This window comes from Mesorhizobium sp. Pch-S, assembly GCF_004136315.1.
Classification (GTDB): Bacteria; Pseudomonadota; Alphaproteobacteria; order Rhizobiales; family Rhizobiaceae; genus Mesorhizobium.
Genome location: NZ_CP029562.1, coordinates 2,570,122 through 2,583,132, shown reverse-complemented (window position 1 = coordinate 2,583,132; position 13,011 = coordinate 2,570,122). Strand labels below are relative to the sequence as shown.

The 13,011-nt window shown below is 62.4% G+C and carries 18 protein-coding genes; 11 read left to right on the top strand and 7 right to left on the bottom strand.

Annotated features, from left to right (window positions below; translation table 11 throughout):
* Positions 1–208 precede the first annotated feature (208 nt).
* The 4 genes from C1M53_RS11855 (at position 209) to C1M53_RS11840 (ending at position 2,854) form a co-directional block, all read left to right on the top strand.
* Positions 209–841, top strand: a complete 633-nt coding sequence (locus C1M53_RS11855; RefSeq protein WP_165358124.1) for a tetratricopeptide repeat protein — start codon at positions 209–211, stop codon at positions 839–841.
* A 111-nt stretch (positions 842–952) separates the two neighbouring features.
* The gene (locus tag C1M53_RS11850) at positions 953–1,378 is read left to right on the top strand and encodes an organic hydroperoxide resistance protein (RefSeq protein WP_207213098.1); all 426 of its coding nucleotides are present in this window, start codon (positions 953–955) and stop codon (positions 1,376–1,378) included.
* Positions 1,375–1,893 carry a MarR family transcriptional regulator gene (locus C1M53_RS11845; protein ID WP_129412425.1) on the top strand — a complete coding sequence of 173 codons (519 nt, stop codon included), beginning with the start codon at positions 1,375–1,377 and terminating at the stop codon, positions 1,891–1,893. Before C1M53_RS11850 ends, C1M53_RS11845 begins: the two co-directional genes overlap by 4 nt.
* 163 nt (positions 1,894–2,056) lie before the next feature.
* Positions 2,057–2,854: a transporter substrate-binding domain-containing protein gene (locus C1M53_RS11840; protein WP_129412424.1), complete on the top strand. Its 798-nt coding sequence runs from the start codon at positions 2,057–2,059 to the stop codon at positions 2,852–2,854.
* Between the two features lie 19 nt (positions 2,855–2,873).
* Here the strand turns inward: C1M53_RS11840 and C1M53_RS11835 are convergent, their stop codons facing one another.
* Positions 2,874–3,260 (bottom strand): nuclear transport factor 2 family protein, encoded by a 387-nt coding sequence (locus C1M53_RS11835; RefSeq protein ID WP_245488528.1) that lies wholly within the window; start codon positions 3,258–3,260, stop codon positions 2,874–2,876.
* A 64-nt stretch (positions 3,261–3,324) separates the two neighbouring features.
* On the opposite strand from C1M53_RS11835, the gene C1M53_RS11830 reads away from it, so the two are divergent.
* The 3 genes from C1M53_RS11830 to C1M53_RS11820 are packed head-to-tail and all read left to right on the top strand — an operon-like array spanning position 3,325 to position 5,190.
* A complete protein-coding gene (locus C1M53_RS11830) occupies positions 3,325–3,687 on the top strand; it encodes a helix-turn-helix domain-containing protein (RefSeq protein WP_129412423.1) in 363 nt (120 codons plus the stop codon).
* On the top strand, positions 3,684–4,502 hold the full coding sequence (locus tag C1M53_RS11825; RefSeq protein ID WP_129412422.1) for an amino acid ABC transporter permease: 819 nt from the start codon (positions 3,684–3,686) through the stop codon (positions 4,500–4,502). The genes C1M53_RS11830 and C1M53_RS11825 overlap by 4 nt, the downstream gene beginning before the upstream one ends.
* Positions 4,503–4,554: 52 nt before the next feature.
* Entirely contained in the window at positions 4,555–5,190 is a 636-nt protein-coding gene (locus tag C1M53_RS11820) for a class I SAM-dependent methyltransferase (RefSeq protein WP_129412421.1), read from the top strand.
* A gap of 35 nt (positions 5,191–5,225) precedes the next feature.
* Here the strand turns inward: C1M53_RS11820 and C1M53_RS11815 are convergent, their stop codons facing one another.
* Positions 5,226–5,846, bottom strand: coding sequence for a DUF1287 domain-containing protein (locus C1M53_RS11815; protein WP_129412420.1), 621 nt, complete (start codon positions 5,844–5,846; stop codon positions 5,226–5,228).
* A 91-nt stretch (positions 5,847–5,937) separates the two neighbouring features.
* Here C1M53_RS11815 and C1M53_RS32355 point away from each other — a divergent pair, with 91 nt between their 5' ends.
* Complete coding sequence (locus tag C1M53_RS32355; protein WP_275448604.1) at positions 5,938–6,066, top strand: hypothetical protein; 129 nt, start codon at positions 5,938–5,940, stop codon at positions 6,064–6,066.
* Between the two features lie 93 nt (positions 6,067–6,159).
* On the top strand, positions 6,160–7,569 hold the full coding sequence (gene leuC / locus C1M53_RS11805) for a 3-isopropylmalate dehydratase large subunit (RefSeq protein WP_129412419.1): 1,410 nt from the start codon (positions 6,160–6,162) through the stop codon (positions 7,567–7,569).
* A gap of 372 nt (positions 7,570–7,941) precedes the next feature.
* Here the strand turns inward: leuC and C1M53_RS11800 are convergent, their stop codons facing one another.
* From C1M53_RS11800 to C1M53_RS11795, 3 genes are all read right to left on the bottom strand, one after another.
* A complete protein-coding gene (locus C1M53_RS11800) occupies positions 7,942–8,976 on the bottom strand; it encodes an aspartate-semialdehyde dehydrogenase (RefSeq protein WP_129412418.1) in 1,035 nt (344 codons plus the stop codon).
* A 114-nt stretch (positions 8,977–9,090) separates the two neighbouring features.
* Positions 9,091–9,225, bottom strand: a complete 135-nt coding sequence (locus C1M53_RS32350; protein WP_260855432.1) for a hypothetical protein — start codon at positions 9,223–9,225, stop codon at positions 9,091–9,093.
* A 107-nt stretch (positions 9,226–9,332) separates the two neighbouring features.
* Positions 9,333–10,502: an FAD-binding oxidoreductase gene (locus C1M53_RS11795; protein ID WP_129412417.1), complete on the bottom strand. Its 1,170-nt coding sequence runs from the start codon at positions 10,500–10,502 to the stop codon at positions 9,333–9,335.
* Positions 10,503–10,634: 132 nt separating this feature from the next.
* On the opposite strand from C1M53_RS11795, the gene C1M53_RS11790 reads away from it, so the two are divergent.
* Entirely contained in the window at positions 10,635–11,525 is an 891-nt protein-coding gene (locus tag C1M53_RS11790; RefSeq protein WP_129412416.1) for a CoA ester lyase, read from the top strand.
* A 116-nt stretch (positions 11,526–11,641) separates the two neighbouring features.
* The gene (locus tag C1M53_RS11785; RefSeq protein ID WP_129412415.1) at positions 11,642–11,851 is read left to right on the top strand and encodes a DUF1737 domain-containing protein; all 210 of its coding nucleotides are present in this window, start codon (positions 11,642–11,644) and stop codon (positions 11,849–11,851) included.
* Positions 11,852–12,107: 256 nt separating this feature from the next.
* Here the strand turns inward: C1M53_RS11785 and C1M53_RS11780 are convergent, their stop codons facing one another.
* Together C1M53_RS11780 and C1M53_RS11775 are read right to left on the bottom strand one after the other, a co-directional pair.
* Positions 12,108–12,452 carry a hypothetical protein gene (locus C1M53_RS11780; RefSeq protein ID WP_207213097.1) on the bottom strand — a complete coding sequence of 115 codons (345 nt, stop codon included), beginning with the start codon at positions 12,450–12,452 and terminating at the stop codon, positions 12,108–12,110.
* Positions 12,449–12,871 carry a metallopeptidase family protein gene (locus C1M53_RS11775; protein WP_129412414.1) on the bottom strand — a complete coding sequence of 141 codons (423 nt, stop codon included), beginning with the start codon at positions 12,869–12,871 and terminating at the stop codon, positions 12,449–12,451. The genes C1M53_RS11780 and C1M53_RS11775 overlap by 4 nt, the downstream gene beginning before the upstream one ends.
* Between the last annotated feature and the right edge of the window lie 140 nt (positions 12,872–13,011).

Here is a 13,011-nt window from a genome sequence, read left to right as displayed (position 1 = left end):
ATCTTCGGATCCTGCTGATTCTGGAAAGGCGGCTTCGGCCGCCTTTTTCATTTCTTGCAGCTGTTTGGCCAAAGGCGAACTTTTGCAGGCGCCGCTACGGCCTATGAATGCAGTTGCGAAACTTCACCCGCGATTGCACCTTGGCGGAAGCGCACTCCTTGTCGAGGTTGGTCTGCGAATGAGCGTTCCAAACGGTCGAGCTCCGTCCATGCCCTGGCTGTTGATTGCCGAGGGAGCTTCCACCGACGCCGATGCTTTCTATAGCGAAGGAAAGCATGAGAAAGCACTGGCGATCTGGCGTTCTCTTGCCGATGAGGGCGATGCTTCCGCGCAAAACAACCTGGGTGTCATGCACGCCCGGGGGGAGGGCGTTGCGCGAAATCTGGCTGCAGCGGTCGACTGGGTTGGCTTGAGCGCACGGCAGGATCTGGCGACGGCACAATACAATATTGGTTTCATGACCGCCCAGGGTGCCGGGGTAAGCCGCGACAAGCCGCTGGCCGCCCAATGGATGCGGAAAGCGGCAGAGCAGGGACATGCAGCGGCGCAAAGCACCTTGGGCATGTTGCACCTTCTGGGGGATGGGGTTGCCGAGGACGCCGCCGAGGCCACGAGGTGGCTGCTTGAGGCAGCAAATCAGGGCGAGGCGAAAGCGCAGTATCTGCTGGGCTCGATCTACGAGGAGGGGCTTGGCTGCGACGTCGATTTGACGGGTGCCTTCAAATGGTATCGTCAAGCGGCGCTTCAAGATCACAGGCAAGCCGCGGAGAAGCTTCTCGAGCTTTGCGCTCGGAATCCGGCTCTCCGGATGCCGGCTTCGGATTTGCTTGATCGGAACTGATCCGGCGATACGCCGGCAGATGCAACGGTGACGCCCCCTGGTCCGACAACGAGATTCAGGTTGACTCCATTTAATTTGTACACTAATTGTTTGCACACAAATTAAATGGAGATGACGATGTCTGCTTTGTATTCCACCGAAGCCCGTGCTGTTGGCGGTCGCGCCGGCCATGTACAGTCCCCTGACGGCTTGCTCAGCCTCGACCTGGCCATGCCGAAGGAACTGGGTGGCAAGGGCGGCGCCACCAATCCCGAGCAGCTCTTTGCTGCCGGCTATTCCGCTTGTTTCGAAAGCGCCATGCGTTTCGTTGCCGGCAAGCAGAAGCTGCCGCTGGCGGATGCCGCGGTGACGGCAAAGATCGACCTTCTGCCGAATGGCGAGGGCGGTTTCAGGCTCGGTGCCGAGCTCATCGCCGAGACCAAAGGCCTGGATCAGGCATCGGCGGAAGCATTGGTTGCTGCCGCACACAAGGTCTGCCCTTATTCCAATGCGCTCAAGGGCAATGTAGACGTCGCTCTTTCGGTGAAGGCGGGATGACCCTTTCGGACACGACCACGCAAAAAACGGATGCGAGCCGGGCGCAGACGCCCCGGCTCGATCGTCAACTGTGCTTCGCGCTCTATTCGGCCAGCGGGCTGATGACGAAGCTCTACCGTCCGCTGCTGGCGCCGCTTGGGCTGACCTATCCGCAATATCTCACCATGCTGGCATTGTGGGAAAAGGCGCCGCGCACGGTCGGCGAACTCGGCAATACACTTGGCCTCGACCCGGCCACGCTGACGCCGCTGCTGAAGCGCATGGAAGTGGGCGGGCTGATCAGCCGCCGCCGCGACCCCGCCGACGAGCGGCGCGTGCTGGTGCAGCCGACCGCCGAGGGTGAAGCGCTGCGCGCTGCAGCCAGCGGCATCCAGGAGGCCCTCGGCTGCCAGCTGCCGCTCGAACCGGCGGAACTGGCCGGGTTGCGCGACACACTGAACAGGTTGAGCAGTCAGTTGCGCGCTGCGGAAATCGAAACCGTTTTTTCCGAGCCGCCTGACGGAACCGAGCGATAACACACCGCAATCACGCCCAGCCATCGCCATCGAATTGCACTTTCTTGGCGTGTAGCGCAATATCGTGCCTTGCAAGGGCCCGATAGAAAGCTAATGTCGGCGCGCAATTGATTGGACCGCCAACGGGGTGTGGGCTCGGTCCTCGTTTCTCGAGGGATATATCATGATCAGATCGAAACTCGTGCTGGCCGCGATTGCTGCCTGCCTTCTCGCGCCGATTGCCGCCGCTGCCCAGACCTTGCCGGACCTTGCCGGCAAGAAGGTCGTGGTGGTGACGGAAAACGCCTACCCGCCACTGCAGTTCGTCGACCCCAAGTCGGGCAAGCAGATCGGCTGGGAATACGATTTCATGAACGAAATCGCCAAACGGCTGAATTTCAAGGTCGAATACCAGAACACCTCCTGGGATGCGATGATCCAGTCGGTGGCTGACAAGCAGTACGACATCGGCATGACTGGCATCACCATCAACGACGAGCGCAAGGCCAAGGTCGATTTCTCCGACCCCTACATGCGCAACGAGCAGTTCATGCTGGTGCGCGGTGATGAGAGCCGCTTCAACGACGCCAAGAGCTTCGGTGCCTTCAAGGATGGCCTGATCGGCGCGCAGCCGGGCACCTCGCCTTTCTACACCGCCGTCTATTCCGTGCTCGACGGCAATGAGCAGAACCCGCGCATCAAGCTGTTCGAGACCTTCGGCGCCACCGTTCAGGCGCTCAAAACAGGCGACGTCGATGTGGTGCTGACCGATTCCACCGCCGGCAAGGGTTATGTCGACGCCTCGGAAGGCAAGCTGAAGCTTGTCGGCGGCCCGCTCGGCACCGAAGACTTCGGTTTCATCTTCGCCAAGGGCTCCGACCTGGTGAAGCCGGTCAATGAGGCTATCGCGGCCATCAAGGCCGACGGCACCATCGATGCCCTGAACAAGAAGTGGTTCCTCGACTACAAGGTCGGCCAATAGACAATCGCTTCGGATGAGATCAGCCGGCGCCATACCGACTGGCGCCGGCATGATCGATCACGTAACGCCACGAGCCATCGGCTTGTTTGCGGATGATTTCGGCGGTGAAGCCGGAATAGATGACGACGTCTTTTCCGTCCCTCAGCGCGAAATCGGCACGCAACAGCGCCAGATCGCCCTGTACCACGCAGAACGTGTTGTTCGACACCATCGTGCCGGGCAATTCGATCAGCTTCCGCAGTTCCGTCGCAATCGCCGCCTTGCCGATCAGACTGGCCCCACCTGCATCCACCAGCAACTGAGCATCCTCTTCATAGAGCGAAAGCAGGTCATCGAGATTTCCGGCATTGCGGGCGGCCGCAAAAGCTCCATTCATCTCAGCCGGCTGATAGACTTTTCTTGACATTGGCTTTCTCCTGTTTCGAGAACAGAACCATGTCGTTTCAGAACTATCCAAACGGGAACCCAGCATGACCGAACCGGCGACGGCCGAAGCCTGCCTGCAAATGCCCGCACCGCGACGGCCGGACCTGTGTCCGGTCGAGGATTGGCTGGCTTTCCTCGGTCATCGCTGGAATGCACTGGTGCTGTGGCACCTGTCCGTTGGCGCCAGGCGGCACGGTGAGCTGATGGCCTGCCTGCCCGGCATCACCGCGAAAGTGCTGTCGGAGCGGCTGGACGGCCTGATGCAACGGGGACTGATCGAACGCAATGCGGTCTCCACCTTCCCGCGCGGCGTCATCTATACGCTGTCCGAAGGGGGCCGCCAGGTGGTTACCATCCTCGATCGCTTCGAGACCTTGCCTTCCTCCTTTGGCGAGCCGCGACATTGACCCCGTCCGCGTCTGGCAAGCAGGCCAAGGAATTTCCCTGGTGGCTGGCGGTGGCTGTCGCCATCGCTGCGGTTGCGGCGTTTGCGATCGCCACGAGCGACGTCTACGCGCAGGTCTTCGCCACCGTCGCGCAGGGTATCGGCATCACCATCTTCGTTGCGCTGGTCGCATTCCTTCTGGCGGCGACGATCGGCCTCGGCATCGCGCTGATGGGACTGTCGGGATCGATCTGGCTACGGCAGGCTGCGCGCTTCTATGTCGAGATCATGCGCGGCATTCCGGTTCTCGTGCTTCTGTTCTGGATCGCCTTCGCTGGCGTACCTGCCTTCGTCGCGGGCTGGAACTTCATCACCTTGCCGCTGCAGCAGGCTGGCTACATGGACGCACTGCTGGTGCGCGAGGTCTCGCTGCTGTGGCGCGCCATCATTGCGCTTGCCTTCGGTTACTCGCCGTTCATCGCCGAGATTTTTCGCGCCGGCATCCAGTCGGTCGATATCGGTCAGGTCGAGGCTGCCAAGGCACTCGGCCTGAGCCGCGGCCAGCGTTTCAGGTTCATCGTCATGCCGCAGGCGATCAGGGTCATCCTGCCGCCGCTCGGCAACGACTTCATCGCCATCACCAAGGATTCCTCGCTGGTCTCGGTGCTCGGCGTCGCCGACATCACCCAGATGGGCAAGATCTACGCCTCCGGCTCGTTCCGCTTCTTCGAAACCTATTCGATCGTCGCCTACATCTACCTCACCCTTACCGTCAGTCTGTCTTTGGCGCTGAGGGCCCTGGAACAGCGCATGCGCCGCAGCCAGCGTCTGGGTTGACGCGGCCGCTGTTCGCTTCCACGCTGGTGGGAACAACTGCGGGAGACAGGAGATGGACACCGACAAGGCGCATGCGGCGCTGGATTCCGTCTATGGTGCCGGTTCGACCGGAGCCCTCGATGCTGCCTATGCCGCCTGGGCAGCGAACTATGACAGCGAGACTGCCTCGCTCGGCTATCTGTTGCCGTTCCTGATCACTGCCTGGGTAGCGCGCTATGTGGCGGCGGGCGAGGGTCCGCTGCTCGATGCCGGCTGCGGCACCGGCCTCACCGGCCCGCAGCTCAAGGCGCTCGGCTACTCCGATCTGGTCGGGCTCGACCTTTCCGACGAGATGCTGCGGGTCGCTGCCGGCAGGCAGGCCTATGGCGACCTGAAAAAGGCGATGCTCGGCGGCCCGCTGCCTTGGCCGGACAGGCATTTCCGCGCTTTTTTCTCCACCGGTGTCTTCACCATCGGTCACGCGCCGGCCGCCGGCCTGCATGAGCTGGTGCGCATCACCAGAAGTGGTGGCCATGCCATCTTCACGGTGCGCGACCAGGTGTACGAAACCGGCGGCTTCCGTGAGGTTTTCACCGAACTGGAACGGGGCGGCAAATGGCGCCCGCTCGAAGAGAGCCCCTGGTTCCGCTGCTATGCCGTCGCCGACCCCGAGGCGCAGGTGAAGACCTTCGTGTTCGAGATCCTCTAACGCCAGAGTACGCGCAGGAGGCCAATCGGAACGCCTCAGACCTCAGGTGCGAAACGGAAATGGCCGGCGATGCGGAAGGCGAACAGCGTATCTTCGACCCTGGCGCCGGCGCCGATGTTGTGCACCACCAGCGGACGCTGGCCGTCTGACGTCATTCTGTTGGTGACGATGGCGATGTGCGGCAGGTTGCCCGGCAGCCGCTGGGTGACCAGGTCGCCGGGCCGATAGGCCGCCGCATCATCGACAACCTCCAGCGCAGCGCCCTTTCGTTTGAAAAAGGTCTCCAGGTTGGGAACACGGCGGTGATCAATGTTGCGGTCCGGCTGCTTGCGCCCCCAGATCGTCGGATAGGCGGAAAACGCCGCACGCATGTCCTCGTTGACCAGCCGTTGCAGATCGACGTCGAACGCCTTGCGATAGGCGCGCACCACCACGTCGGTGCATACGCCGCGCTCGGCAGGAACATCGCCGCCGGGATAGTCGAGCCGCACATAGGCCGGATCGTAGATGACGGTCACGCCGACCTGTTGGAACGCCGCGTCGACCAGCCGTTCGGTCCATGGTTGCGATTGCGGAGCGGCCGATGCCGGGCGCGTCAGCAACGCCGGACAGGCCGCCAGCGCCAGGGACTTGAGGACGGTGCGGCGATCGATCATGCAGGTTCCCTCGTTTGCCACGCAGGGCAATCGAGCTTTCGGGCATATTTGCGGCTTCTCGGCGCAATTGCCGAAAAGCCAAAAGATTGCTATGGCAACGGCGATGGAAGAGCTTTTCGGCGATCCGGCCTACAAGGGCTTCGTGCTGCAGGACAAGAAACGCCTGCCCGCGCGCTTTTTCGCCCGCATTTCCGGCGCGCTGACCAGCCGACTTAGGTGACCTCCAGGTCGCCTTAGCTGACGGCCGACTGCGCCCCTTCCAGACAGGCGCATCTCCGCATCTTCCTTGCATCACATCGACGGATTTACGCACATGAGCGCACCGCGCACCCTCTACGACAAGATTTTCGACGAACACGTGGTCGACCGCCAGGACGACGGCACCTGCCTGCTCTGGATCGACCGCCACCTCGTGCATGAAGTGACCAGCCCGCAGGCTTTCGAGGGCCTGCGCATGGCCGGCCGCAAGGTCCGTCACCCGGAAAAGACGCTGGCCGTCGTCGACCACAACGTGCCGACCTCGCCGGACCGCGTGAACGGCATCAAGAACGAGGAAAGCCGCATCCAGGTCGAGGCGCTGGCCAAGAACGCCGCCGACTTCGGTGTCGAGTATTATTCCGAGAAGGACCGCCGCCAGGGCATCGTCCACATCATCGGCCCCGAGCAGGGCTTCACCCTGCCAGGCATGACCATCGTCTGCGGCGACAGCCACACCTCCACGCACGGTGCTTTCGGCGCTCTGGCGCACGGCATCGGCACCTCGGAAGTCGAGCATGTGCTTGCCACCCAGACGCTGATCCAGAAGAAGGCCAAGAACATGCTGGTGCGTGTCGACGGCCAGCTGCCGGAAGGCGTCACCGCCAAGGACATCATCCTCGCCATCATCGGCGAGATCGGTACCGCCGGCGGCACCGGCTATGTCATCGAATATGCCGGCGAAGCGATCCGCTCGCTGTCGATGGAAGGCCGCATGACCATCTGCAACATGTCGATCGAAGGCGGCGCACGCGCCGGCCTGATTGCGCCGGACGAGACCACCTTCGCCTATGTGAAGGACAAGCCGCGCGCACCGCAGGGCGAAGCCTGGGACATGGCGCTGAACTACTGGAAGACGCTGCAGTCGGATGAAGGCGCCCACTACGACAAGGTCGTGGTACTCGACGCCGGCAAGCTGCCGCCCATCGTCACCTGGGGTTCTTCGCCGGAGGATGTGACCTCGGTGCTCGGCGTCGTTCCAAACCCCGACGAGATCGCCGATGAGAACAAGCGCAACTCCAAGAAGCGCGCGCTCGAATATATGGGTCTCGAACCGGGTACCAGGATCACCGACATCACGCTCGACCGCGTCTTCATCGGCTCCTGCACCAATGGCCGCATCGAGGACCTGCGCGCTGTCGCTGCCGTCGCCAAGGGCAAGAAGGTCGCCGCGACCGTCAACGCCATGATCGTGCCCGGCTCCGGCCTGGTGAAGGAACAGGCCGAGGCCGAAGGCCTCGACAAGATCTTCATTGAAGCCGGCTTCGACTGGCGCGAGCCGGGCTGCTCGATGTGCCTGGCTATGAACGACGATCGCCTCAAGCCGCATGAGCGCTGCGCCTCGACCTCGAACCGCAATTTCGAGGGCCGCCAGGGCTTCAAGGGCCGTACGCACCTGGTGTCGCCGGCCATGGCCGCCGCCGCCGCGATCGCCGGTCACTTCGTCGACATCCGCGACTGGAACTGATTGTAGAGCGATCTTCCTCACAACGAAAAAGGCCCCGGCAGCAAAACCGCCGGGGCCTTTTTCTTTGAGACTTTTCAACCACAGACTAAGCCCGCGACTGCGGGCCGCCGGTCGTCCGGCGCCCCCCGCGGAGGACCAGCCGCCCAGCGCATGACCCCGAAAATCGATTCCGATTTTCGGAAAGGATCATGCGCCAACTCAAAGTGTTAGAGCGTCCTTTGCGCGTCCAACGGACGCGCGGCGCTCTAATGGCGGCGGTACGGCCCGTGAGCGAAACCAACGATCAAAGACCGCAAGCACGACCGTGCGCCGCGCCTCGTGGCGCGCCCCGTCCGGAGCGAGCCGCGAAGCGGCGACAGCGTGAGGATAAAACTAAGCCGCCTTCTTCTTCGGCTGGATCAGGCCACGCTCGACCAGCAGCTCGGCGATCTGCACGGCGTTGAGGGCAGCGCCCTTGCGCAAATTATCCGAGACGATCCACATGTTGAGGGCGTTATCGAGCGTCGAATCCTCGCGGATGCGCGAGATGTAGGTGGCGTCTTCACCAGCAGACTCGATCGGCGTGATGTAGCCGCCGTCCTCGCGCTTGTCGATGACCAGGCAGCCCGGCGCCTCGCGCAGGATGTCGCGCGCTTCGTCGGCCGTGATCGGCTTCTCGAACTCGACATTAACCGCTTCGGAATGGCCGATGAACACCGGCACGCGCACGCAGGTGGCCGTCAGCTTGATCTTGGGGTCGAGCATCTTCTTGGTCTCGGCCACCATCTTCCACTCTTCCTTGGTGGAGCCGTCTTCCATGAACACGTCGATGTGCGGGATGACGTTAAAGGCGATGCGCTTGGTGAACTTCTTGGCCTCGACCGGGTCGGCCACGAAGACGGCGCGCGTCTGCGTGAACAGCTCGTCCATGCCTTCCTTGCCGGCACCCGACACCGACTGGTAGGTCGCAACGACGATACGCTTGATGGTCGCCGCGTCATGCAGCGGCTTCAGCGCCACCACCAGCTGCGCGGTCGAGCAATTCGGGTTGGCGATGATGTTCTTCCTGGAGAAGCCCTCGATCGCGTCCGGGTTCACTTCGGGGACGATCAGCGGCACTTCCGGGTCGTAGCGGAACGCCGACGAATTATCGATGACGACACAGCCCTGCTTGCCGATCTTGGGCGACCATTCCTTGGAGACGTTGCCGCCGGCCGACATGACGGCGATGTCGGTGTCGGAGAAGTCGTATCCTTCCAGCGCCTTCACCTTCAGCGTCTTGTCGCCGAAGGACACTTCGGTGCCCTGGCTTCGCCGCGAGGCGAGCGCGACGACTTCACTGACCGGGAAGCCGCGTTCTTCCAGAATGTTGAGCATTTCGCGGCCCACATTGCCCGTGGCGCCAACTACCGCAACCTTGAAACCCATAGAAAAATTCTCCTGTCGCTCTCCGCTCGTTCTGCTTGGAGAAACCCGCCGGCCACCGCGGGTCTCGCCTCCCTCGGGCCAGACCCGGGGAGAGGGCGAGAAGGCCAAGGGAGATCAAACCGTGGTGACGGTAGTTTTTTTGGCCATAGTTTTGGTCGAGGACAGGAGCGCACGCTGCCGGCCGCCCGCAACCATGTTGCCATGGCCGGGGAAGTCGAATGCGAAAAGAGCCATGATGAGGCCGCGCATGAAGACGTTCCTGTTCGGTGCCGGCTTTTACGCCGATTGCGCAAAGAGTCAATCGTGGTATGGGCGCGGCGAAACGCCAACGACGAAGTTCGGCTGGGCTGTTGCGGTCAGATCACGTTGAGCTCGCGGAACGGCCGGCCTTCCGCCACGCGGGCATAACCGAAAGCCGAGCAGTCGATGCTGCGGTAGCCGCCATGCATGATCAGCTCGGCCAGCGCCTTGCCGACCGCCGGCGCCTGCTGCAGGCCATGGCCGGAGAAGCCGTTAGCGAAGATGAAGTTCTTCACCTCCGGATGCGGGCCGATCACCGCGTTCTGGTCGAGCGTGTTGTAGTCGTAGTGGCCAGCCCAGGCACGCGTCATCTTGATCGCTTCGAAGGCGGGAATGCGGGTGGCCAGCACCGGCCAGATCGTTTCCTCGAACAGGGACCAGTCGGGCTCGAAATCGGTCGGATCGGCGGCAAGTTCGCCGTCTTCCGGCTCGGCACCGCCGGTGATGTAGACCGAACCCTCCGGGCGCACATAGATGCCGCTCGGATCGACCAGCAGCGGCAGGTCTTCGTAGCGCTCGCGCGCCTCGAACACGAACACCGAGCGCTTGCGCGGTTCGACCGGCAGGTCGAGCCCGGCCATCGCCGAGACCTTGCCGGCATTGGGGCCGGCAGCGTTGACGACGATGCCCGCCTGCAGCGTCTCGCCATTGTCCAGCGTCACCGACTGGATCGTGTCGCCGTCACGGGCAATGGCGGTGACGGAAGCAGTGATCAGGTCGACCGACTTGCCGCGCAGTGCCTTGCGGAACAGCTGCAGATAGGCATGCGCGTCGAACCAGCCCTCGCCGGAGCGGCCATAGGCGCCGGCAGTGATGCCTTCCGCCGACAGCCATACAAAACGGCGGGTCAATGCCTCGGCATCCTCCAGCACGATATCGGCGCCTTCGGCCACCTGCACGTCATGGTTGGCCTTCAGGATCGGCAGGCCGTTCTCGCCGGCCAGGATCAGATAGCCGCCTTCCCGGAAACCGATATCGGCATCTTCGCCGAATTCTTCCTTCAGCCGCCGGAACAGCTTCAGCGTGAACTGCGACAGCCGGATGTTTTCCGGGATCGAGAACTGCTGGCGGATCGAAGCGCAGGACAGCGTCGTTGCGGCATGGGCGAATTGCGGATCGCGCTCGACCAGCGCGATGGAGCCGCTGAAGCCTTCCTCGCGCAGATAATAGGCAACCGAGGCGCCGACGATGGCCCCGCCGATGATCACGATGTCGTATTGCGCCATAAAAGAACCAGTGAAGAGGGAGATAGTGAGCAGAGAATAGTGGTTACCCGACTTCTGGGGCCGGCTCTACTCCCTACTCACTATTCCCTACGCACTCTTGCAAGGGCCAGCATTGGCGGGCAAGAAGACCAGATGGCTGAAAATCCCTACCGTCCGCGCCGCTCCGTTCTCTACATTCCCGCTGCCAACGAGCGCGCACTGGCCAAGCTCCCGACCCTTGCCTGCGACGCCGCCATCATCGACCTGGAAGACGCCGTTGCCTCGGACGAAAAGGCCTCGGCGCGCGACAGGCTCGCCGCGATCTTCGCCAACCGCCCGCAACGGCGCTGCGAAATGGTGGTGCGCATCAACCGCTTCGGTGGCGAAGGCGGGCCTGAGGATCTGGCTGTGGCCCTTGCCTGCCAGCCGGACGGCATTCTGCTGCCCAAGATCAACACGCCGCGTGACATCCTCGAGGCCGGCGATGCCCTCGACGAAGCCGATGCACCCGACGAGGTGAAACTGTGGGCGATGATCGAGACGCCCAGGGCGCTGATCAACATCGCCGCCATCGCCGAGCTCGGCCGCGACCCCGCGTCGCGGCTCGCCTGCCTGGTTGCCGGCACCAACGACCTGATCAAGGAAACCGGCGTTCTGGCCACCCCGGACCGGCGCTATCTGATGCCTTGGCTGATGCAGATGGTGCTCGCCGCGCGCGCCGGCGGCATTGCCTTGCTCGACGGTGTCTTCAACGATTTCCGCAACTCGGACGGTTTCGTGCGCGAATGCGTCGATGCCGCCGGCATGGGATTCGACGGCAAGACGCTGATTCATCCAGCGCAGATCGAAGCGGCCAACGCCGCTTTTTCTCCCTCCGAACAGGCTTTGTCGGAGGCCAGGGCCGTCGTCGCGGCTTTTGCCAGGCCTGAGAACGCCGACAAGGGCGTGATCGCCCTGGATGGCCGGATGGTGGAACGCCTCCACTTGGTCCAGGCTCAGAAATTGCTGGCGAAAGCTGCTAGAGCAATTCCAGGAAAAGTGTGACGGTTTTCCGTCCGGAATTGCGTAAAACAAAAAGCTAGAGCGTTTCCGCGTTTCCGTGAAAACGGAAACGCTCTAGCATCGGCGCATGATCAGGCAACCGCTTCAAGGACAGGACCATGCGCCTCTACCGCTTCCTCACCGCCATTGACGATGCCACCTTCTGCCACAAGGTGACGGCCGCGCTGAATAAGGGCTGGCATCTCTACGGCTCACCGACCTATGCCTATGACAAGAAGGAAAAGGTGATGCGCTGCGGCCAGGCCGTGGTGAAAGATGTCGAGGGCCAGGACTATGTGGCGGGCGAAACCAAGCTGAGCGACTGGTAGGCGGTCGCTAATACCAGAGGCCCTGGATGTTGGCCCATCCAGGGCGCCTCAATCGCCGGCGCGGCCCATCCGGGCCGCCAGAGAAAAACAAAAACCTGGAGCGTTTCCGCGTTTCCGTAAAACGGAAACGCTCCAGCTTCGCGCCAACGGGCGCAGTCGCGCGCTCCAACGGTCAATCAAGAGGACCGTTTGGTATAACTCTTTGCTTGACGCAATTCCGGACGGAAAACCGCTACGCACTTTTCCTGGAATTGCTCTATAGGCCGAGCCTTTTTCTCAATAGCTCGTATTGCGCGGGCGAAGTGTCAGCCATCGCCTCAGCACGATCCGATGGCAGGTCTTCAAATGGGATCGGCCGATCGAATTGGCTGATGGTGAGATCCCATTTCACGCCGTTGACCCGATTGTAGAAATGCGTGCCACCCGGCGTGCGGGTCTTCATGATATCGCCGCCGAGGATATCGTGGACGGCGATGGCGGTGACGCTGCACTGACCTCTTGCCGGATTATCGGGCTGCCATGCACTCGATGTTTCCAGGCTCCACGCCTGTTTGAGTTTCTCGTACAGCTCGACCGGTGTCATCTCGCCGCCCGTTGTCATTCCGCCGAGGCCTCTATGCGCTCCATGTCGTCGTCGGAGAGGCCGAAATGATGGCCGATCTCGTGGATCAGCACATGGGTGACGATATCGCCCATCGTTTCCTCGTTCTCTGCCCAGTAGTCGAGGATGGCACGGCGGTAGAGCGTGATGCGGTTCGGTCCTTCGCCGGTCGCGGGATTCCAGCGCTCGGCGATGCCGCGCCCCTCGAACAGGCCGAGCAGGTCGAAGGGCGTTTCCAGCGACAGGTCGTCCATGATCTCGTCGGTCGGGAACTCCGCCACCTGGATGACGATCTCGCCGGTCAGCTTGCGGAATTCCTCCGGCAGATGCGCGTAGGCTTCCAGCGCCAGCAGCTCAAGCTCCTCGAGGGAGGGGGAAAGCTCGTTGTGCCAGGTGCGGGTCTTGTAGATGCGGGCCATTCTTTATCCTTTGATCCCGGCATATAGGCTGTTGCGGCAAAATCGGCAAATAAAGCATGCTCCCGGGCTGACAGGCGGTGTCGCAAAAGGTTTGCAGGATTTCGGAAACCAAGCGCGATGCGCATCTGGGTACTGGTTTC

What these genes read in the sequence shown, in the direction of transcription:
- C1M53_RS11855 (WP_165358124.1), top strand. Translation starts at nt 209, where the DNA reads ATGCCCTGGCTGTTGATTGCCGAGGGAGCTTCCACCGACGCCGATGCT.
- C1M53_RS11850 (WP_207213098.1), top strand. Translation starts at nt 953, where the DNA reads ATGACGATGTCTGCTTTGTATTCCACCGAAGCCCGTGCTGTTGGCGGT.
- C1M53_RS11845 (WP_129412425.1), top strand. Translation starts at nt 1,375, where the DNA reads ATGACCCTTTCGGACACGACCACGCAAAAAACGGATGCGAGCCGGGCG.
- C1M53_RS11840 (WP_129412424.1), top strand. Translation starts at nt 2,057, where the DNA reads ATGATCAGATCGAAACTCGTGCTGGCCGCGATTGCTGCCTGCCTTCTC.
- C1M53_RS11835 (WP_245488528.1), bottom strand. Translation starts at nt 3,260, where the DNA reads ATGTCAAGAAAAGTCTATCAGCCGGCTGAGATGAATGGAGCTTTTGCG.
- C1M53_RS11830 (WP_129412423.1), top strand. Translation starts at nt 3,325, where the DNA reads ATGACCGAACCGGCGACGGCCGAAGCCTGCCTGCAAATGCCCGCACCG.
- C1M53_RS11820 (WP_129412421.1), top strand. Translation starts at nt 4,555, where the DNA reads ATGGACACCGACAAGGCGCATGCGGCGCTGGATTCCGTCTATGGTGCC.
- C1M53_RS11815 (WP_129412420.1), bottom strand. Translation starts at nt 5,846, where the DNA reads ATGATCGATCGCCGCACCGTCCTCAAGTCCCTGGCGCTGGCGGCCTGT.
- C1M53_RS32355 (WP_275448604.1), top strand. Translation starts at nt 5,938, where the DNA reads ATGGCAACGGCGATGGAAGAGCTTTTCGGCGATCCGGCCTACAAGGGC.
- leuC (WP_129412419.1), top strand. Translation starts at nt 6,160, where the DNA reads ATGAGCGCACCGCGCACCCTCTACGACAAGATTTTCGACGAACACGTG.
- C1M53_RS11800 (WP_129412418.1), bottom strand. Translation starts at nt 8,976, where the DNA reads ATGGGTTTCAAGGTTGCGGTAGTTGGCGCCACGGGCAATGTGGGCCGC.
- C1M53_RS32350 (WP_260855432.1), bottom strand. Translation starts at nt 9,225, where the DNA reads ATGCGCGGCCTCATCATGGCTCTTTTCGCATTCGACTTCCCCGGCCAT.
- C1M53_RS11795 (WP_129412417.1), bottom strand. Translation starts at nt 10,502, where the DNA reads ATGGCGCAATACGACATCGTGATCATCGGCGGGGCCATCGTCGGCGCC.
- C1M53_RS11790 (WP_129412416.1), top strand. Translation starts at nt 10,635, where the DNA reads ATGGCTGAAAATCCCTACCGTCCGCGCCGCTCCGTTCTCTACATTCCC.
- C1M53_RS11785 (WP_129412415.1), top strand. Translation starts at nt 11,642, where the DNA reads ATGCGCCTCTACCGCTTCCTCACCGCCATTGACGATGCCACCTTCTGC.
- C1M53_RS11780 (WP_207213097.1), bottom strand. Translation starts at nt 12,452, where the DNA reads ATGACAACGGGCGGCGAGATGACACCGGTCGAGCTGTACGAGAAACTC.
- C1M53_RS11775 (WP_129412414.1), bottom strand. Translation starts at nt 12,871, where the DNA reads ATGGCCCGCATCTACAAGACCCGCACCTGGCACAACGAGCTTTCCCCC.